This is a genomic window from Leptothoe spongobia TAU-MAC 1115 (assembly GCF_018739885.1).
In the GTDB taxonomy this organism is placed as follows: domain Bacteria; phylum Cyanobacteriota; class Cyanobacteriia; order Phormidesmidales; family Phormidesmidaceae; genus Leptothoe; species Leptothoe spongobia.
Genome location: NZ_JADOES010000022.1, coordinates 1 through 17,856, shown reverse-complemented (window position 1 = coordinate 17,856; position 17,856 = coordinate 1). Strand labels below are relative to the sequence as shown.

General features: G+C 47.5%; 21 protein-coding genes. 9 read left to right on the top strand and 12 right to left on the bottom strand.

Annotation, left to right across the window (positions count from 1 at the left end; translation table 11 throughout):
* The first annotated feature begins 48 nt into the window (after positions 1 to 48).
* On the top strand, positions 49 to 960 hold the full coding sequence (locus tag IXB50_RS12310; RefSeq protein ID WP_215609268.1) for a transposase family protein: 912 nt from the start codon (positions 49 to 51) through the stop codon (positions 958 to 960).
* Between the two features lie 171 nt (positions 961 to 1,131).
* Here the strand turns inward: IXB50_RS12310 and IXB50_RS12305 are convergent, their stop codons facing one another.
* The 9 genes from IXB50_RS12305 to IXB50_RS12265 form a co-directional block, all read right to left on the bottom strand.
* Complete coding sequence (locus IXB50_RS12305; protein ID WP_215609267.1) at positions 1,132 to 1,815, bottom strand: class I SAM-dependent methyltransferase; 684 nt, start codon at positions 1,813 to 1,815, stop codon at positions 1,132 to 1,134.
* Between the two features lie 87 nt (positions 1,816 to 1,902).
* Complete coding sequence (locus IXB50_RS12300) at positions 1,903 to 3,003, bottom strand: GNAT family N-acetyltransferase (RefSeq protein WP_215609266.1); 1,101 nt, start codon at positions 3,001 to 3,003, stop codon at positions 1,903 to 1,905.
* 22 nt (positions 3,004 to 3,025) lie between these two features.
* Positions 3,026 to 3,526, bottom strand: coding sequence for a GNAT family N-acetyltransferase (locus IXB50_RS12295; RefSeq protein ID WP_215609265.1), 501 nt, complete (start codon positions 3,524 to 3,526; stop codon positions 3,026 to 3,028).
* Between the two features lie 29 nt (positions 3,527 to 3,555).
* Entirely contained in the window at positions 3,556 to 4,062 is a 507-nt protein-coding gene (locus IXB50_RS12290) for a GNAT family N-acetyltransferase (protein ID WP_215609264.1), read from the bottom strand.
* Complete coding sequence (locus IXB50_RS12285; RefSeq protein ID WP_215609263.1) at positions 4,032 to 4,997, bottom strand: aminoglycoside phosphotransferase family protein; 966 nt, start codon at positions 4,995 to 4,997, stop codon at positions 4,032 to 4,034. Before IXB50_RS12285 ends, IXB50_RS12290 begins: the two co-directional genes overlap by 31 nt.
* Positions 4,994 to 5,563, bottom strand: a complete 570-nt coding sequence (locus IXB50_RS12280; RefSeq protein WP_215609262.1) for a GNAT family N-acetyltransferase — start codon at positions 5,561 to 5,563, stop codon at positions 4,994 to 4,996. Before IXB50_RS12280 ends, IXB50_RS12285 begins: the two co-directional genes overlap by 4 nt.
* Before the next feature lie 64 nt (positions 5,564 to 5,627).
* Positions 5,628 to 6,212 (bottom strand): tetratricopeptide repeat protein, encoded by a 585-nt coding sequence (locus IXB50_RS12275; protein WP_215609261.1) that lies wholly within the window; start codon positions 6,210 to 6,212, stop codon positions 5,628 to 5,630.
* A gap of 29 nt (positions 6,213 to 6,241) precedes the next feature.
* The gene (gene cysS / locus IXB50_RS12270) at positions 6,242 to 7,618 is read right to left on the bottom strand and encodes a cysteine--tRNA ligase (RefSeq protein WP_215609260.1); all 1,377 of its coding nucleotides are present in this window, start codon (positions 7,616 to 7,618) and stop codon (positions 6,242 to 6,244) included.
* A 30-nt stretch (positions 7,619 to 7,648) separates the two neighbouring features.
* Positions 7,649 to 8,179, bottom strand: a complete 531-nt coding sequence (locus tag IXB50_RS12265) for a GNAT family N-acetyltransferase (protein WP_215609259.1) — start codon at positions 8,177 to 8,179, stop codon at positions 7,649 to 7,651.
* Between the two features lie 152 nt (positions 8,180 to 8,331).
* On the opposite strand from IXB50_RS12265, the gene aac(6') reads away from it, so the two are divergent.
* Positions 8,332 to 8,808 carry an aminoglycoside 6'-N-acetyltransferase gene (aac(6'), locus tag IXB50_RS12260; protein WP_215609258.1) on the top strand — a complete coding sequence of 159 codons (477 nt, stop codon included), beginning with the start codon at positions 8,332 to 8,334 and terminating at the stop codon, positions 8,806 to 8,808.
* 198 nt (positions 8,809 to 9,006) lie between these two features.
* Entirely contained in the window at positions 9,007 to 12,000 is a 2,994-nt protein-coding gene (locus IXB50_RS12255; protein ID WP_215609257.1) for a TIR domain-containing protein, read from the top strand.
* 248 nt (positions 12,001 to 12,248) lie between these two features.
* Here the strand turns inward: IXB50_RS12255 and IXB50_RS12250 are convergent, their stop codons facing one another.
* A complete protein-coding gene (locus IXB50_RS12250; RefSeq protein WP_215609256.1) occupies positions 12,249 to 12,743 on the bottom strand; it encodes a GNAT family N-acetyltransferase in 495 nt (164 codons plus the stop codon).
* Entirely contained in the window at positions 12,718 to 13,095 is a 378-nt protein-coding gene (locus IXB50_RS12245; protein WP_215609255.1) for a VOC family protein, read from the bottom strand. Before IXB50_RS12245 ends, IXB50_RS12250 begins: the two co-directional genes overlap by 26 nt.
* A gap of 77 nt (positions 13,096 to 13,172) precedes the next feature.
* Here IXB50_RS12245 and IXB50_RS12240 point away from each other — a divergent pair, with 77 nt between their 5' ends.
* A complete protein-coding gene (locus IXB50_RS12240) occupies positions 13,173 to 13,580 on the top strand; it encodes a protein kinase family protein (RefSeq protein WP_215609254.1) in 408 nt (135 codons plus the stop codon).
* Here IXB50_RS12240 and IXB50_RS12235 read toward each other — a convergent pair.
* The gene (locus tag IXB50_RS12235; RefSeq protein ID WP_326520788.1) at positions 13,569 to 14,711 is read right to left on the bottom strand and encodes a transposase; all 1,143 of its coding nucleotides are present in this window, start codon (positions 14,709 to 14,711) and stop codon (positions 13,569 to 13,571) included. The two genes, IXB50_RS12240 and IXB50_RS12235, sit on opposite strands and share 12 nt — an antisense overlap.
* Positions 14,712 to 14,816: 105 nt before the next feature.
* On the opposite strand from IXB50_RS12235, the gene IXB50_RS12230 reads away from it, so the two are divergent.
* From IXB50_RS12230 to IXB50_RS12210, 5 genes are all read left to right on the top strand, one after another.
* On the top strand, positions 14,817 to 15,284 hold the full coding sequence (locus tag IXB50_RS12230; protein ID WP_215609315.1) for a phosphotransferase: 468 nt from the start codon (positions 14,817 to 14,819) through the stop codon (positions 15,282 to 15,284).
* Positions 15,285 to 15,286: 2 nt separating this feature from the next.
* A complete protein-coding gene (locus tag IXB50_RS12225; protein WP_215609253.1) occupies positions 15,287 to 15,655 on the top strand; it encodes a DUF6886 family protein in 369 nt (122 codons plus the stop codon).
* Between the two features lie 89 nt (positions 15,656 to 15,744).
* Complete coding sequence (locus tag IXB50_RS12220; RefSeq protein WP_215609252.1) at positions 15,745 to 17,208, top strand: IS66 family transposase; 1,464 nt, start codon at positions 15,745 to 15,747, stop codon at positions 17,206 to 17,208.
* Between the two features lie 55 nt (positions 17,209 to 17,263).
* The gene (locus IXB50_RS12215; protein ID WP_215609251.1) at positions 17,264 to 17,455 is read left to right on the top strand and encodes a DUF6886 family protein; all 192 of its coding nucleotides are present in this window, start codon (positions 17,264 to 17,266) and stop codon (positions 17,453 to 17,455) included.
* Positions 17,415 to 17,837, top strand: coding sequence for a hypothetical protein (locus tag IXB50_RS12210; RefSeq protein ID WP_326520787.1), 423 nt, complete (start codon positions 17,415 to 17,417; stop codon positions 17,835 to 17,837). Before IXB50_RS12215 ends, IXB50_RS12210 begins: the two co-directional genes overlap by 41 nt.
* The last annotated feature ends 19 nt before the right edge of the window (positions 17,838 to 17,856 follow it).

The window sequence follows — 17,856 nt, the reverse complement described above, 5'->3', positions numbered from 1 at the left end:
GGATAAAAAAAGGCGGTAAAACTCTAAAAGTAGAGCATTACCGACCAAATGAAAAATCCCTACGATTATATCAATCAAAATCCTAAGCGTTGTCAGCGTATGTTTGGGATTGGCTATCAGGAATTCAGTGACTTGATAGAGGTATTAGTAGCCCACCAAGCCAGCCAAACGTCCCAGGCAACTCAAAGCAAAGTCCGTATCAATGCCCCCGGAGGCGGGTGCCCTCCCAAACTGAGTGATGCGGAGGAAATCAGCCTGTGTCTGTTGTATCTCAGGCAGCACCCGACCTTTGAGATGCTGGGGTTACACTATGGCGTGTGTGAAAGCACAGCTCATGACATCTATCACGATTGGGTCGAGAGGTTACGTCAACAGTTGCCAGCGAGTTGGCTCGAAGAAGTCACTGACAATCCCGAGGAATTAGCCTTACTTCAGACAATTCTTGCAGAGCAAGAGCTGTTAGTCGATAGTACCGAGCAACCCCGTGAACGTCCTAGGGATAATGAGGTTCAGAAAGCTCATTATTCGGGAAAGAAGAAGCAACATACGTTCAAAAATCAAGTGATTAGCCTGAACACGGGTCATGACATTGTGGATGTATTGGTGGGAGAACCAGGACCTCGTAGTGATCCAAGTTTACTGCGTGAACAGCAGGTCAACTTGAGCGACGAGCAAATCTATGGAGGTGATAAAGCCTATCAGGGGGTTGAGCGCACTCGCACCCCGATCAAAAAGCCTCGTAAGAAAGCCCTGAGTACCGAGCAGAAACAGGCCAATAAGGAATTTGCTCAGGGACGAATTTATATCGAACACCTGATTCGGGTGATCAAAATTTGGCGGATTGCTCAAGAACGGTTTCGCCTCAATGCTAGATATTATGACACGGCTATTTTGGTCGTCTGTGGCCTGGTTAGACTCCGATTAGGACGCTATAAATTAGGGCATTTAAACCCTGCTTAAAAAATTGGCAAAGAGGACATTCAGTGGCTATAAAATCCCCCCTAAACTAACAACAATACAGCTCAAAGCTTGAGCTTTCGTTATTCATCCCTTTTTGGCAGTTATCATCTGGATAGCTGTACCCTTTGTCTATCAAAGCTTTTCAGCTCTGGAGATGTCTATTGTCTGTGACTATATTTTGGTAGCAATAAGCTGCAAGTCAGCCAAATCTTCTGAATGCCTGGGAGGTAAAACCTCCATGGTAAAGATCCGAAACCCGGCATTGATAACTTCTCGCAGAATGTCGTTAGAGTCGCCAATGTAGCGCGTTGCTAGATCCCCATGCATCAAGCATCGAGATTGAGGATCAAAATTCTCCTGCCAGTCAGCCTCCATGGGCACCTCATTACACATTGTATTAATGGCTAAAACACCATTGTTTTTGAGGATTCGATATGCCGATTGCAAGAATCGGGTGCGATCTTCTCCGATGATGCAATGGAAACAGTGACCGTCTAAGGCAAGATCAAAAGATTCATCTTCGATGTCAGACAGTGTCAGCACATCGTTGAGTAAGAAAGCTATATCAACATCTGCTTTAGCTGCGTTCTCTATTGCCCAGTTAATGGCAGTGGAGGCAATGTCAACGCCAGTTACGTCATAGCCTAACTGTGCAAACTTAATGCTGATATTCCCGGCTCCACATCCCAGTTCCAAAAGTTTGCCCGTTTTAGGAAAGTGTTTTCTTTGGATGAGCGGTTGCCAACAGTTTTGCCAGTCATCCGCTAAAGAGGCTGCTTCATTCCAGCCTGCATAGGCAGGATTTTGTCGTTTGCGCTGGTAGGCGCGATCATGGCCGATGTAGTCTGTTTTCATGTCTTTGTTAACTAAGGTGGCTATGGAGAGCTCTTCGCTATCAGTAAACTGCCGACTAGCATGGCTGTCATTATCCTAAAAGGTACTTTAGGTCAGGCGTAGTTCAAACAGTTGGCAATCATGAACACGCTGGAATCGGCTGTGGATAGCGTCAAATTTATCGGGTTGGCTGCAGTGGCTGAATGCCCATACGGGTTTTATGCTTGGATATGACGATGTGAGAGTCTGGGTCGCTTCTGCCCCTTGTAGGTAGACATGGAGATAGTTCTGGATATATTGGAAGTTCTGCTTCTGGTACCAGTCTACGGTAGATGGATCGTCTCTGGTCCAGGCTTCAAGTCTGGCTAAAGAATGGTGTTTTGAGATTTCAACTGCCCGCTCTAATAATGCCCTGGCTACCCCGCGACGACGATGATCGGGATGAACTCCCAAATCCCAAATCATGCCCGCTAAACCAGGCCGGTCAGAGCATATCGTGCCCGGTATCGTCTCACATTCGATATCGATGAAGCCAACAACGGTACCGTCTGCTGCAATGGCAACCAACTCAATGGTGGGATTATCGTATTGAGGTTTCGCTCGCTTCACATCATCAAAGTAGGCAGAATCTAGAAACGCCAGTACCCGACAACGTATCCACTGGGTTTCATCAGTGGGAATGTATGGACGAATGGTATAGCCATTGAGAGATGGAATTGCTTTTCTATCAATCCATTCATGCCTGAGAATACTGTAAACAATATCGTCCCATAGAGTGCCATCAAGTTCATGGTGTTCTCTGAGGATGCCATCCTTGTGGAAACCCAGTTTTTCTAGAAGCCTAATCGAGGCAACATTGAACGCGGCTGTTTGACAGTATAGTTTGTTTAAATCTGTTGTTGAAAATAAGTGGTCTAGAGCTTGGGTTACCATCTTTGTGCCAATGCCCTGGTTTCGATGCTTCGGGCTGACAATATAGCCAAACTCAGCGGAGTGATTGCGAGGATTAATATCGAAATACACAAATCGTCCGACTGGTGCCGACTGATTGATATCATCTTGAAAAAATGCAAGGGGAACCACTCGATTATCTGGTGTTGCACGCTTACCATCGATAATCGGACGACAGGTTCTTTCTTCCAGGCGAGATGCCCTATTCCAACTTTGGAAAATTGTCCTATGTTGCTCGGAGGCTAGACAAAATTGCATGATTTTCTATTTAAGTGCGTTTCTAGGAAAAGGGCTTTGACATTGTGTTGCACCTCACCATGACTATGAATTTCTCTCGACTGCCAGTTTTGTAAAATAACTCAACCGTTTGGAATTCCAGTGATTGCCAGACCCGTTGTGCCCTTTGATTGAATCCAGCAATGGTCACTCTGAGCTGGGTAGCTTGATAGCGCTGGATTCCATAGCGAGCGACTGCCATGGCATAGTGTTTGCCGTTTCCCTGGCCAATTAGGTCAGGTTTGATGCCCATGCCAATATCCAGTGCTGGCTCGCTATAGTCTCCCCCAGGTACTCGCCCATCGCTTCCGAAGGAGCAGTAGCCTTCTAGTTCTCCTTGCTGATTGAGAATGGCAAAAAAGGCATGTTGTGGTTCCAGGAGATACGGCAAATCTGCTTGAAGGTTATTTTCTTTGAAGTTGTAAACGTCATAGGGAGCAGGATATTGCCAGGCTAAAATAGCCAGTGCATAGTTCTTTGTAAGGGGACAAAATTTAAATTCCATCCGTATAGTTGAGATTTCATCGAGACTCATTAACGCAGAACAAACTTCATCGGTTCAACTCCTTTAGGCAGGGACTGATCGCTCTTACTTGGGATAAATCCCATGGCTCGGTAGAATGCGATCTCATCCGGTGCAGCATTAAGATGGATAGCCCGCTTGTCACTCTTTGCCCGACAGTCGTCTATGGCTGCCATCATCAGGGCTCGCCCAATCCCCTGCCGATGGCACTCTGGCACCACAAACAAGCTACAGAGGTTCCAGAATTTCTTAACCAAAATCACACCTACAATCGTTTCATTATTAACTGCCTTAAGATGACAGCCCAGCTCAGGATTGGCAGCCCACCATTCCAGATTTTTAGTGATGTTCTCAATGTAGCTGCTCTGCAAGTCTATCTCTTGGGTAACGCTGGTACAAATAACACGCGTCATCAGGTCAAGCAGTTCGGTTTTATCCTCAAATGCAACCGGAACAATTTGAACTTCCATCGACCCTAAATCCATCCTTAACTTACCAGCGGTTCCACCTGCACCCATTGTGACAGGTAATTAGTAACGGAATGCGACCAGCGTGTCAGAGTAGCCACATCCGCATGCTGGATGGCGTAGGCAATATTCAGGGCTCTCAATAGTAGGGCAATGCAAAGAGCTTGTTGAGACTCCATTTGTAGGGTCTCCATCGGTGCAAAGGTATTCCAAGCCTGTAAGTAGGCATTAACCCAATCTGTATTCACAATCTTTGAAAAAGCAAGTGTGGAATATTGACTGCCCATCACCGTTTCTACTAGCGGCAACAGAGAACAAAATGGATGGGTAATACAGGCATCACCCCAGTCACAGATATGCAGTTGATTCTGCTTGAATAGGATATTGCCCGTGTGTAGGTCACCATGGTCTAGTGCCGTAGCATAGGGAGTTCCAGAGAGTTTACTGCCAAGCTGCTCTAGGGTAGGTAGGGTATCCAGCACTTGTTTGGACAACTCCTTATCTAACCAGCCCTGACGAGTGCCAGTATTGAGCAATTGCTGGACTAAATAGGGAATCTGGCCGAGACGACGATTGGGGAGTGGCATCGCCAACAACTCACCAATATGCTCCAAAGACCGTTGCTGTAACCTGGCATAGTTAGACAACAGGGTGGCTAAGTTAGAATCCTGAGCTTTGAGGTTGGGCAACTCGCGTAAGAGAATGCCCCCATCTGCTATCAGTATCCAGCCTTGTTCAATGTCCAGGGCAAAAACATCTGGCATGATTGCCTGAGGCATTAACCACCTCAGTAGCGAGACCTCTTGCCAATGGTCTAGGCCACAGATTTTGAAATAAGCTATCCCGTATTCTGTCTTGATTTGATAGACCTGAGACCAGGGACGCTGCTTAACAGTTTCAACCTGTTGAATGGTTCCTAGTTTTGATGGTAGAGCGTTAGTAATCCAATCTATAGGAACAGCTGAATTATGGGAAATAACACTCATGCTTGGTTCTCTTCTTCCTTCCAATCAGCTGCGAGTAAACCATACATGACACGATCTTCAAATTGGCCAAATCTCAGGATGTACTGTCGATTGATCCCCTCATGCTGCATACCGATTTTTTGCATTACTCGCCCGGAAGCCGGGTTACTGCGATGGTGTCCGGCTTCGATTCGGTTGAGCTGCAATTCTTCAAAGCCGTATTTCACCAGAGCATGGGCGGCTTCGGTCATGTACCCATTATTCCAGTAGGGCATCCCTAGCCAGTAAGCCAATCCTGCCCGTTGGTGAATTAAGCATAGCTTGAGGCTAACCGCACCCATGATGTCTTGGGGTTCAGTTTCGTCTTCTTTTAGAGTCAGGGCCAGAGTGATCCAGGTTTTGTTATCCCAGTCAGGTTCGTGGGTGGCGATCCAGGCTTTTGCCGCACCGTCTGGATAGGGATGCGGCATGCTGAGCGTTTTAGCAGCGACCTCATAGGCACTGCATAGTTTTTGTACCGTGGGTGCATCTGCGAGGGTAAACGGTCGCAGAACGAGACGTTGAGTTTTTAAGGTTGGGAGCGACATGTTTCCCTTCTCAAGATCAGTATGATTGAAGGTCATTTGGATACGTTGGTCCGCGCCACGTATCTTAGTGATATGTGGCGCTGGCACCAGAGTCGTGACATTTTTGGCGAGAGTGGGTAGTTGCGATCGCAAGCTCTGTAGACGCAATCAACTCTGAATCACCTTTTTCCATCCGTATGTTTAGCGCCTGTTCAAAACACTGCAGGGCCTCTGCATACTTTTGTTGATCAAACTTGCACTTACCAAAGTGCTGATAGGCAAAGTCCAAATAGGGAGCTGCTTCTGGATCGTTCTGGCAGAGAGTAATGACGGCTTCAAACATAGTCTCACTTTCTACATATCGCTGCTGCCACTGATATACATGGGCCAGCTTAATTGAATTGGCGGCTTCAAATCGTCGATTTTCAATAGCCTTGGAGAGTGTGAGGGCCGTGCTCAGTGCCTGTTCTGCACGGTCTAAATTTCTCAATGTACGAGCATAACCACCAATTCTGCCAAGTAGTTTAATTCTCTGGAAAATCTCTAACCCAGGCTGATCAAGTTGAGCTTGCCAAAAATCTATGGCCTGTTGCATTTCGCCCGAATTATTCGGTACATCCTGTAAGTTATCGTCATAGTGATATGAGAGATCAAACGGTGTTTCAATCATGAATTATTTGACTCACTCTGGTTTTATCGTTATTCATTAGAGTTAACCTGGGGGCCTTCTGGAGTATCTTTTACGCTGTACCCAGCCGCCATAAGTTGATCCCTGAGCTGATCGGCGTCTTGCCAACGTTTTTCAAGTCTGGCCTGATGCCGCTGTTGGGCAAGGGCCATAATCTCCTCTGGGATCGTATCTGTTATGGGTGACCAGTCTGCCAATTGCAGTCCCAATACCTTGTCAAATTCAGTCAGTGTTGCCTTTTTGGTGTCATCGGGTAAATCACCTTTGACCATCTCCCAGGTCAGCGCTAAGGTCTGGGGCATATTTAAATCGTTATTAACATGGCTGGTAAACCGTTGGATATAGCTGTCGTCAGGGATACCTGCCTCACCCCAGCCATGGCTAATTGTGCGCAGTCGGTTTAGAGCAGTGCCAGCTCCATCTAAACTCTGCCAGGTAAAATTAAGCTTGGCCCGATAGCTGGCATTAAGACAAAAATAACGATAGGCCAGTGGGTCATAGCCCCGGTCAACCAACCGCTGTATCGTCAAAAACTCACCGCTGGATTTAGCCATTTTGGCATCATCTAACTGCAGAAAATAGCCATGCATCCAGAAGTTTGCCAGGTGGGTGCCATGGCATGCCTGGGTCTGGGCAATCTCATTGGTATGATGGACTGGAATATGGTCTTCTCCACCGCAGTGGATGTCAAAAAATGTGCCCAGATATTTGGCCGACATCGCTGAACACTCGATATGCCAGCCAGGAAATCCTCGTCCCCAGAGGCTATCCCATTCCATTTGTCGGGTTTGATCGGTAGGGCTAAACTTCCATAGGGCAAAGTCAGTCAGGTTTCGTTTCTCTGCCATGGCTACCCGTGCACCGGCCTGTAATCCTTCAATATCAAGCCGAGCCAGAAAGCCATAGTCTGATAGGCGGGAGGTATCAAAGTAGATGCCATCGGCGGTGCGATAGGTAAACCCCTGGGCCTCAATTCCCTGGATAAACTCAATCTGTTCTTGAATATGATCCGTTGCCCGACACCAGACTTTTGGTTCTAGAACATTCAATCGTTCCAAATCAGCTTTAAATGCCTGGGTATAGAGTTCAGCGATCTCCCAGGCGGTTTTGCCCGTGCGTTTAGAGCCCTTCTCCATTTTGTCCTCCCCCTCATCGGCATCGGAAGTTAAATGGCCAACGTCGGTAATGTTGGTGACGTGTAGCACGTTGTAACCGTTAAACTCCAGCACTCGACGTAGGATGTCTTCAAAAATGTAGGTGCGTAAGTTGCCAATGTGGGCATAGTCATACACTGTTGGTCCACAGGTATACAGACCAACAGTGGGAGGATTTAGCGGCTGGAATTCCCGCAGCTGACGGGAGTAGGTATCGTATAGTTGGAGACCCATAAGAAACTTGCGGATAGGGAACTAGAGGAGTTATCGAACCCTGGCATACATAAAGGCATCCCTGGGCTGAGGCGAAATATTTGGGCGTATGCAGTAACATCGCAATGTGCCCTCACGGACTAAACCGCACTTTTCTAGAACCTTTGCAGAAGCTAGGTTTTCCGTATCGCAGGTGGCCCAAACTCGATAAATGTCGGGTGAGTTGATGGCCCATTCTACAATTTCCTTAGCGGCTTCTGTAGCGTATCCTTGCCCCCAGTGCTTTCGATTCAGTAAATAGCCAAAGTCTGCCGCATGCCCCTCTAAGGAACATCCAACGGTGCCAATGGGGCGATCATCAGGCTTAACAGTCAGTACCCAGGAGAACGTGCCAGCATCCCACTGATCAGCCTTACTTTTGAGATAGCCTTCTAGCTCGCTCACGCTTTGACGCACCGCATAGTCCATGTAGTAAACCACCTGGAGATCGCTAGCATAGTCAAAGATCGCCGCTGCATCCGATACGCGCGGACGACGTAAAATTAGCCTTTGTGTAGTGAAACTATCAGGCGCTTGTAGCACGGTAGTATATTGCCTTTCCTTGAATAACCGTTGAAACTATAGATAGTTCAGTGTAACGGATATCATTTCTTTCAGAGGTCCCCATCAGGGTACTGTACCAATCCCAAACCGTATTTATCATGGCGTTGATTAGAGTCTAGGCGATGCAGCGTATGAACAAAAATCTACCAGCCGATTTCACCATTAGTGCAGTCGGTCCCGCAGACTTTGAAAATTGGGTTGAGCTAGCGCTAGAGCTATGGCCTCCAGAGGATGACTCAGATCGCGAAGACATGCGTAAGACTATGACGAAGATCCTCAATGCTGAAAACCAGACGGGGTGGTTAGTGCGTAATACGGCTGGAGATGCGATCTCATTTATGAACCTATCCCTACGGCGAGACTACGTACCAGAGGCAACCCAAAGTCCCGTCGCTTTCGTAGAAGGAATTTACGTCCGCGCCCCGTATCGCCATCAGAGAGTTGGAACAGCCCTCATCCAATGGGCTGAACAATGGGCACAACAGCAAGGCTGTGTCGAACTGGCATCTGATGCGTTGATTGAAAACCAGGACAGCTATCAATTCCATACAAAAATAGGGTTTGAAGAAGTTGAACGGGTGGTGTGTTTTATCAAATCTCTAGAATGAGCACAGTGGTGCCTCCTATGTTCACTCTAGTCTGAAACGGATTGCTAGAGGACAAGCACCATCTCTTGTTCTTTAATATGGTCTCTCGGTGGTGGTAAAGTCTTTTTCTGGCCTGTGGGTTTGAATCCTTTACGGGTGTAAAGTGCGATCGCAATTCTACTAAATCATCAATTCAAACTTCATACTCCTTTATCTACTATGACGGATGTCTTTATCTCTTACTCTCGCAAGGACAAAGCTTTTGTACAGGTGCTGAATCAGGCTCTGGCGGATAGTAAATACGATGCCTGGGTGGATTGGGAGAACATTCCCCTGACGGCAGACTGGTGGGAGGAAATTAAAGCCGGAATTGAAGGGGCGGATACGTTTATCTTTGTGATTAGCCCTGATTCAATTGCTTCAAAGGTGTGTGGTCAGGAGATTGACCATGCGGTGGAAAATAATAAGCGGTTGTTGCCGATTGTGTACCGAGAGGGGTTTGATATGTCTCTGGTGCGTCCAGCATTAGGCAGACATAACTGGCTATTTTTCAAAGAGGACAATGACTTCGACCAGGCGTTTACGGCCTTAGTGGAGGCCCTTAATACAGACCTATCCCATGTGAAAACACACACCCGGCTACTGGTCAAAGCACAGGAGTGGGATAAAAAATACCGTCGGGATGACCTGTTGCTGCGGGGGGATGAGTTTGTTATTTCTGAAAACTGGCTAGTGGAAGCCCTGGAACAACAAAAGGAACCGCTGCCAGCCACACTCCATAAAGAGTATATCCATGCGGGACGAGAAGCTCAGGAACGCGAGGTTAAGCAAGAGAAACGACGGATTTTGATTCTCAGGTCGCTGCTAGCAGTGATGAGTTTGGCGTTTGTTGGCGCGGCAGGAGCTGGAGCATATGCCTATCGGCTGTGGAAAACATCGGAGATTGCCCAAATTACTACTCTTGCAGAAAAGTCAAATCTCCTATTTTTCACAGATAAAAAACCTGCAGCGTTAATTACAGCCCTAGAAGCAGGGCAAAAGTTACAGCAACATACAGAGGGAGATCACAACCTCGTCCGCCAAGTCTTGTCACAAACTGTCGGAGGTATTCGAGAAATCAAAACCCTAGACAATCACGATGGTGCTGTTCGGGAAATTGCGATTAGCCCCGATGGCACCCTGATTGCGTCTGGTACCTCTCGCGGAGAAATCAAATTCTGGAATCAGGACGGCAAGCTGCTCCGCACCATTTCAGCCCATGAGGCTGGTTACAGCATTCGTCGGTTGACCTTTAGCCCGGATGGAGACGTCTTAGCCTCCGCGAGTGCAGATAAAACCGCCAAGCTCTGGAACCTCGAAGGTGAGCTGCTGCATACCCTGGCAGACCATGGCGACAAGGTGTGGGATATTGCCTTCAGTCCCGATGGTCAAACCTTAGTGACCTCTAGCCACGATGCCACGCTCAAGCTTTGGAACCGAAACGGCGAGCTGCTGAAGACCTTGAACGGTCATGAAGGTCGGGTTTGGGGGCTTGTCCTCAGTCCTGATGGCCAAATCATTTCCTCTCATAGCGATGACAAGACCATAAAGCTCTGGAACTGGCAAGGTGAACTCCTCCAAACCCTTTCTGGACATACGGTTGCCCCTCGCAGCAAAGCCTTCAGTCCTGACGGAGAACTCATCGCGTCCAGTGGAGCGGATAAAACCATTAGACTCTGGAGTCGCAATGGCGAACTGCTAAGCACCCTAACAGGCCATGAGGATACTGTGAACCGGGTAACGTTTAGCCCCGATGGGCAGTTGCTTGCCTCAGCCAGTCACGATTACACCATCAAACTCTGGACCCGAGAAGGACAGCTGCTCAAAACACTCATTGGCCATACATCCGGCATCAATTGGGTCATGTTTAGTCAGGATGGGCAAACCCTGTTCTCTTCAAGTAACGACGGCAGCATCAAACAATGGGATTTAGAGGGCACCCTACTGCAAACGTTTACAGGGCATCAGGGTTGGGTCGTGGATCTCACGCTGAGTCCAGACGGCCAAACGTTACTATCAGCCAGCGGCGACAAAACAGTTAAGCTTTGGAACTTTGAAGAAAACACTTCAACGACGCTCAAAGGCCACAAATCTTGGGTATGGGACCCTCAATACAGTCCTGATGGCCAAACCATCGTGACGGGAGAAGACTACGGCCAGCTCAAATTTTGGACTGCCAATGGCGAACTCATTCGCACGGTTGAGGCTTACGACATCGTGCATCGTCTCAGTGACTTTACCTTTAGCCCAGATGGTCAAGTCATTGCGTCAATTAGTCGTAGTGGGCCTGTCGCTCACCTCTGGAGTGCTGAAGGCGAGCGGTTAAACGTTCTAGAGGGTCACGAGGGAGAAAGCACATCATTTGTCGCGTTCAGTCCGGATGGAAACATCCTCGCCACCACCCGGAATGATACTGTCCGCCTCTGGAATCTGGATGGAGAACTATTACACACGCTGACCAACAACGCCGACTATATCGGCGGCATTGCTTTCAGCCCCGACGGCAAAACCCTGGCTTCAGCCAACGGTACTGATGGCACCGTCAAACTTTGGAGCACCGAAGGTGAATTACGACACACGTTAGGCAACCGAGACGAATACACTTATATCGCTTTCAGCCCGGATGGGAAATATTTGGCGGCGGCTGGTGATAATACTTTGCAACTATGGAACACCGAGGGTGAACTGATTCGCGACCTAGAAGGCCACACTGATCCAGTGGTGTGGGTCCAATTCACCCCTAATGGACAAATTATTGGAACAGCTGGCTTAGATGGCACGATCAGGCTATGGAATCTGGATGGTAAGCTCCTGCGGACGATTGGCAATGAAGACGATAGGCTAGGAAAATTTGTGTTTAGTCCTAATGGTCAGTTCATCGCCACGGCAAGTGAAAACGTCGAAGATCATACCGTCAAGCTTTGGTCAATTGAAGGGGAGCTACTACAAACTTTTGTGGGTCATCGGGATTGGATTTTGGACTTGGCCTTCAGTCCTGACAGCAAAAACCTGGTCTCCAGCAGTGCCGATGAGACGGCCATTTTGTGGGATTTAGAAGCGCTGAAGTTTGATGCCCTGATGCAGCGAGGCTGTGAATGGTGGCGCGAGTTCACCGAGTATCAGGACAACCCACCTGATCAGCAGCAAACCATCTGCCATGGTTTTGAAGATTAAAGGGTTGAAGGGGCAAAAAGAAATATCCGTCACAACGCTGATGGTAAAAATTGATTTAAGCCAACCAATTTCCTACCTACTTTAGCCATGTCAACGTACTGCCCCTGACCATTCGCCCAATTGTAGCCGATAGTTCATCAGGCAGAAATGGCAACATAAGGCGCATCCTGAGAAGCTGTTACTGTGGGATAGTAAGTTTGTGATTGCTGAGCTGATGGACAATGTAGACTAGAGGCCAGATGCTTCCTTCAGCCCACTGATAGTTCAAGCACCATCTCGTGTTCTTTAATATGGTCTTTCGGCGGTGGTAAGGTCCTTGTCTGTCCGGTAGGTTTGAACCCTTTACGGGTATAAAGTGCGATCGCAGGTTCATTTTCTTCTGCCACGTCCAACACTAATCGGGCATACTTTTCCGAACCGGCCCAGGCAATCACAGCCTCAATAAGTGCTTGACCAATGCCCAACCCTCTCGCTTTGGGAGCCACCCATAGCGAAATTAGATAAGCCAAGCTAGGATCGTCTGGATTGCTCGCTCCACGCACCATACCGCTATCTACACCATCGACAACGGCAATAAACGTGGGCAAATTTTGCAGCTGTCGCTGCCAGCTTTCGGGTGGGAATGCCACCGCTGTCTGAAAAGTGGTTTCAAAGGCCTGCGGTGCGTCCTGTAAAGCTGTTAGCCGAATAGATCGCAGGCGAGCGCATTCGTCTAAGCTAAGGCGCTGAATCTCCATTTTCATAAGGTCCTCGCAAGCCAATTAAATTTCCAAAAGGGTCGGTGACTTGACACATGCCTAAACCGTTTTCAATGGCCATCGGACCCCGATAAACAGTTGAGCCTAATGCGACGAAATGTGAGATCGCCTTGTCGAGATGGGCAACCGCCCAATACAAAACAGAACCAGCCTTTCCACTGGAAACTTTCTGGTCAGCATGTACCAACTCGATGGTGAAACCATCAATATCAAGCGAGACAAAGTCCTGTTTCTCAAGGTGAATTTCCGTTGCCATTGGAAAAGCCTTTTTGTACCATTCCCTCGCCTCTGCCAGAGAGTGAACATGAATTAAGACCGCTACGGGCTTTACAGACATCAGCTGATTTGCTCAATAATGTTTAGTGTAGAGCACTGCTCTTTAAGGGATGTAACTAAAGTCGCTGTACCAGCACAATGATAGGCAATATTGAACTTCCAAAATCGCTAAGGGCACTGTGCAATACCTACCAAGTAGAAGAAGATCGCGAAGGCGAATCACCAGCAGACGTCTTCAAACTGACAAGTAACTCTGAGACGTTATATTTGAAAATTGGACATCAGAAATTTTCTAATACTACATACAGTATAGCCAGGGAAAAAGACGTAATACTCTGGTTGAACCAGCAGATAAAGGTGCCAGAAATACTGGATTATTTAGAGAATGATAAGCATCAATTCCTGCTTATGAAGCAGCTAGAGGGCGAGGCGCTATATGAGAAACAAGAAACTAACCCCCATGAATTTGTGGATACGTTTGCTGAAGCTATCAACCAACTACAGGCTATTGAGATAACAATACTCCGGACAGAATTAGGAGACTAAAACCCCGTATTCACAAAGGCTCGAATAGTTGGGATGTGATTTAATCAAAGTCTCGTCTAAATCTAAGTTGTGAATAAATGCCTCCAGTAGGTGCTGATTGAGTTTGCGCCGTTTGTAGGAGGCCATAGAAAATACAAACGGTTCCCAGGGGTTGCGCTGCAGATACTGTTCGGCTTTGGCAATATTCAATGCGGTGAGGGCAGCATTAAAATGAAAATCGAGTTTCTGTTCATCCCTGGCTTGGCAGTCGGTCAGCCCAGTAAATTGCTTTGCGTCTCTAAAAATAAATTCAATTTGGAACCTCGCCCGGTATGCCTCGTAGAGTTGAATCGGGTCGAGGTCGAGATCGGTAGAGAACAGCAAGGCATAGCAAAGTTGCTCTGGATGCTTCCGATTGAGCAAATACACCACTCGAATCTTACGTTTAAGACTCACGGACCAGACAATGGCCGTATACAGCTCGGTATCGTCTTCGACTTCACCCAGTGCCTCCCAGCGCCTGAGGTCGCTTAAGTCAACCTTTCCGTCATACTTACGACGTGCCCCACGAGACTTTTGTGGACCGTCATAGAGATACTTTAAGTTGGCATCACACCGCAGTTTACCAATCACCTCTAACTCCAACTCAACGACCCCATTCACCCATTTCAGTTTGCTGTAGAATCCATCCCCTACTAAGTATCGAACTGTCCCAGGCAAGTCAGAACGAGTGGTTCGCAGGTGTTCGAGGTAGTCATCGACTCGAGTCCAGTTCGGGCTCACCTCTGCCTCTGCTTCAATGGGTGGGGTTTGCTGCACCGATAGCGTGTAGCCGATAGCCTGGTCCACATCCACCACCGCTATCATCGAGAGCTCCAGACCCCGTTCCGGGCGACTGGCTTTGCCGTTGTAGAACCGGTCTATCCCATAGGTGGCTTTTCCACTTTTCGGCACAAACGAGGCATCCACCACACCGACCTGGAAATGGGTGGGCACGATCACCTCCTCAATCAAACATCGATTGAAGCCAATAAACTCATAGGGGCGCTCAAAGTGTCGCCGATAGGTACGGTCCGAAAGATCACTATAACGACTCAAATTCGTGAAGTTCACCTTGCCACACACCACATAGATGGTCGCAAATAAGGTCACTAGAAACTGACGACGGGGTTTGCTAAATGGCCTACTTTACGCAGTAGACCCGGTATGATGGATGCCATAGCTATTCAGAGAGGTTGTTCGTTAACAAAACCTTAGATCCTGGATAGCTTTTCTGTCTATTTTTCTCGCTTTTCTGTCCGGACTATTGAGATAAATAATTGTCCATTTGATAGCAGCTTAGACACGCGACTAGCAGAGCTTAACTACTTTATCGACAATACCTTAATTGCATACGATGATTTCGTGGATAGCACGCTTCCATTCAGCTCTCCAAAAGACCTATATCAGAATCTTCTGGCAACCCAATTTCCAGAATCTCCAGTATTTTCCCATGGCGATATGAACGATGCGAATATTATCGTCGATTCCCAGGGTGGTATTGGCTTGATTGATTGGGGCAGAGGAGGTTGTGCAGATATATGGTGTGATATTGCCCATGCTGCTCGAAACATTTGGGAAGAAACAAAAGAAAAAACATTGATGCAGAGGTTTTTCGAGAACCTGAAAATCGATGAGAATGAGCAGAAAATTAAGTATCACCTATTACTAGATGAACTGTTTTAGCCATGCAACTATTCCACTTCAGCGATAATCCAAATATCGATGTGTTTGTGCCTCGACCAGTCCGTATTGCGGCTAAAAGACCCATAGGGCTTGAATGGCTTAATGGGCCGCTGGTATGGGCCATTCAAGATTCCTATGAAGCGATGTATCTCTTTCCTAGAGAATGTCCAAGAATTTTGCTATGGCGTACCCCTAAAACGACCGAAGAGGATTACCAGTTATGGTGGAAAGGGAGTACAGCCAAATTTCTTGTCTATATTGAAAAGGCATGGCTGAACCAAGTAAACACAGCTACTCTTTATCGTTATAATCTTCCCACAGAAGCGTTTGTAAGTCTTGAAGATGCAGGTATGTGGGTCGCTAAAACGTAGTTGTCTATTTTCTCAGGAGAGAAAATAGTGTGAGGATCTGTGATACATTTCCAATCAATCAATCGCGATAGACATTCAGGTTCGATTCGATGGGTTCCGATGACATCACACTGCTCTTAACTCAAGTTGGGATGCGCCTCGACCAGCAGGAGCAGCGGATCCAGGAGCAGGAGCAGCGAATTCAGGAACAAGACCAGCAAATTCAGGACCTCGTCGCAGAGAATGAACGGTTGAAGACGCTCTTGAAGGATAAGGGAGCTTCAAAAGGGTCGAAGTCTCCGAAATTCACAGAAAACTATAGTGTTGATAAGCATAAAGGCTCGCGGAAAAGTAAACGAGGTCGTCAATCAACGGGACGTCGTCCTCAACACAGTAAGGTATCGTTGATCGATGATTACGTGGATGTGTATGAACCAGGGGTGGCCAAGTCCGGATGTATAGAACGTCGTCAACAGTATGTCTGGCGAATTATCGATGGGAAAGCGACGTATATCTGTTACCGTTTGTTTGCCAGACCCGAGAGTCAGCAATTACCCACTATTGCTGGCGTTCGTAGTAGTCTGAGTGAGTATGGTATCGAGATTATCTTAATCGTCGCGTTTTTACACTATTGGGTAGGCATCTCGCTCGACAATACCTGTGGAGTGGTGAAATTTTTCACCGGATTAGGGCTGTCAAAATCGCAAGCCAATGCGTTGTTGGAACAGCTGAGCCGAGATTGGCAGGATCAATACGATACGATAGCCGAGTTGCTGTCACGACAATTGGTGATATACATCGATGAAACGGGCTGGAAGGTCGGCAATGATAGTTGTTATACCTGGGCGTTTTCCACGGCGATGCACGTCTTGTTTCGCTGTGGTGTGGGACGCGGGAAAGCAGAAGCCCAGGCCATTGTAGGAGAGCAGTTTGAGGGCATTGGGGTCACAGATGATTACGGGGCCTACCAATCGTTGTTTACTGAACATCAACTGTGTTGGGCACATCTATTGCGGAAAGCCATCAAGTTGATGCTTCAGCATCCAGAGCAAACGGAATATAAAGCCTTTCTCGATGACCTTTACCGAATCTATCAGCAGGCGGTGCGCTGGCAAAAAGACCAACGCCTGAGTGTGGGTCGGACTGACAAAGTCAATAGCCTCAAAACCCGCATTCGCAAAGTATGTCGTGATGCGGGTACACCCATCGATAAGGACACGATGCCGACTCATCAGCAGACTTTCATTCGGTTGCAAAATGAGTTAGTCAATGGCATAGAGGCCTTATTTGTCTTTGTCGTTCATCCTCACGTGGAACCCACCAACAATCGCAGTGAACGCAATGTGCGTCGCGAAGCTGAAGTCAGAAAAGGGGGACGCACCAGTAAAACGGACCACGGTGCTGAACGCCGGGGTATCATCATGACCGTATTGGCAACGCTCAACACTCGATTCGAGAGATTCACATTAAAAACCTTGTTAGCAGAAATCGACCGATGGGTCGATGCTGGAATATCCCTGTTTCAGGCTGAATTGGCTGAAATCAAACAGGCTAACGCCCCACCGATGGCTTAAGCTCTCAAGACAGCCCATAACGCCCCTAGCTTCTCAAGAGAGAGCACTGTTTTGTATGGAAATAGACACCAACGCTAAAACTGAAGTCATGCCCATTGGTTTAGACACACTCACTCAACTGCCAAAAGAGCATCAAAAACGCCATATAGAGGTACGGGCACTTGATAATTTATTGCCTTTGAAAAGTGTTTGGCAAACATCACTCCATGCCAGCGGTATCAGGCTACGCAATGCTCAAAAATGGTAGGCGACAATTGAAAGATACGATTTTAATTGATTTCGATGGAGTTCTCCGCCACTGGGTAGGTTCAGAAATCAGTAATGCTGAACCTACCTTAGGGTTAACCAGAGGCACTTTGTTTTCATGTGCCTTTTCCCACGAGTTACTGTTGCCTGCAATTACAGGAAAAGTCACTCATGAACAATGGCATGAGCGAGTCAGGTCTAAGCTTGTCCAAATACATAATGATCATGTCGCGGACATGCTTATTAAAGCGTGGAATGAAGCTACCTGGGAAATCGATTTCACCATGCTCAAAGGACTGAAGCAACTAGCACCAACATGCCAGCACGGGGCGTACGCAGGTGTTGTGGGACCCTTTGTAAATAAGAAAAAAGGGATGGGATAATAGTCCCGTCCCAACCAAA

What these genes read in the sequence shown, in the direction of transcription:
- IXB50_RS12310 (WP_215609268.1), top strand. Translation starts at nt 49, where the DNA reads ATGAAAAATCCCTACGATTATATCAATCAAAATCCTAAGCGTTGTCAG.
- IXB50_RS12305 (WP_215609267.1), bottom strand. Translation starts at nt 1,815, where the DNA reads ATGAAAACAGACTACATCGGCCATGATCGCGCCTACCAGCGCAAACGA.
- IXB50_RS12300 (WP_215609266.1), bottom strand. Translation starts at nt 3,003, where the DNA reads ATGCAATTTTGTCTAGCCTCCGAGCAACATAGGACAATTTTCCAAAGT.
- IXB50_RS12295 (WP_215609265.1), bottom strand. Translation starts at nt 3,526, where the DNA reads ATGGAATTTAAATTTTGTCCCCTTACAAAGAACTATGCACTGGCTATT.
- IXB50_RS12290 (WP_215609264.1), bottom strand. Translation starts at nt 4,062, where the DNA reads ATGGGTGCAGGTGGAACCGCTGGTAAGTTAAGGATGGATTTAGGGTCG.
- IXB50_RS12285 (WP_215609263.1), bottom strand. Translation starts at nt 4,997, where the DNA reads ATGAGTGTTATTTCCCATAATTCAGCTGTTCCTATAGATTGGATTACT.
- IXB50_RS12280 (WP_215609262.1), bottom strand. Translation starts at nt 5,563, where the DNA reads ATGTCGCTCCCAACCTTAAAAACTCAACGTCTCGTTCTGCGACCGTTT.
- IXB50_RS12275 (WP_215609261.1), bottom strand. Translation starts at nt 6,212, where the DNA reads ATGATTGAAACACCGTTTGATCTCTCATATCACTATGACGATAACTTA.
- cysS (WP_215609260.1), bottom strand. Translation starts at nt 7,618, where the DNA reads ATGGGTCTCCAACTATACGATACCTACTCCCGTCAGCTGCGGGAATTC.
- IXB50_RS12255 (WP_215609257.1), top strand. Translation starts at nt 9,007, where the DNA reads ATGACGGATGTCTTTATCTCTTACTCTCGCAAGGACAAAGCTTTTGTA.
- IXB50_RS12250 (WP_215609256.1), bottom strand. Translation starts at nt 12,743, where the DNA reads ATGAAAATGGAGATTCAGCGCCTTAGCTTAGACGAATGCGCTCGCCTG.
- IXB50_RS12245 (WP_215609255.1), bottom strand. Translation starts at nt 13,095, where the DNA reads ATGTCTGTAAAGCCCGTAGCGGTCTTAATTCATGTTCACTCTCTGGCA.
- IXB50_RS12240 (WP_215609254.1), top strand. Translation starts at nt 13,173, where the DNA reads ATGATAGGCAATATTGAACTTCCAAAATCGCTAAGGGCACTGTGCAAT.
- IXB50_RS12225 (WP_215609253.1), top strand. Translation starts at nt 15,287, where the DNA reads ATGCAACTATTCCACTTCAGCGATAATCCAAATATCGATGTGTTTGTG.
- IXB50_RS12220 (WP_215609252.1), top strand. Translation starts at nt 15,745, where the DNA reads ATGGGTTCCGATGACATCACACTGCTCTTAACTCAAGTTGGGATGCGC.
- IXB50_RS12215 (WP_215609251.1), top strand. Translation starts at nt 17,264, where the DNA reads ATGGAAATAGACACCAACGCTAAAACTGAAGTCATGCCCATTGGTTTA.
- IXB50_RS12210 (WP_326520787.1), top strand. Translation starts at nt 17,415, where the DNA reads ATGCCAGCGGTATCAGGCTACGCAATGCTCAAAAATGGTAGGCGACAA.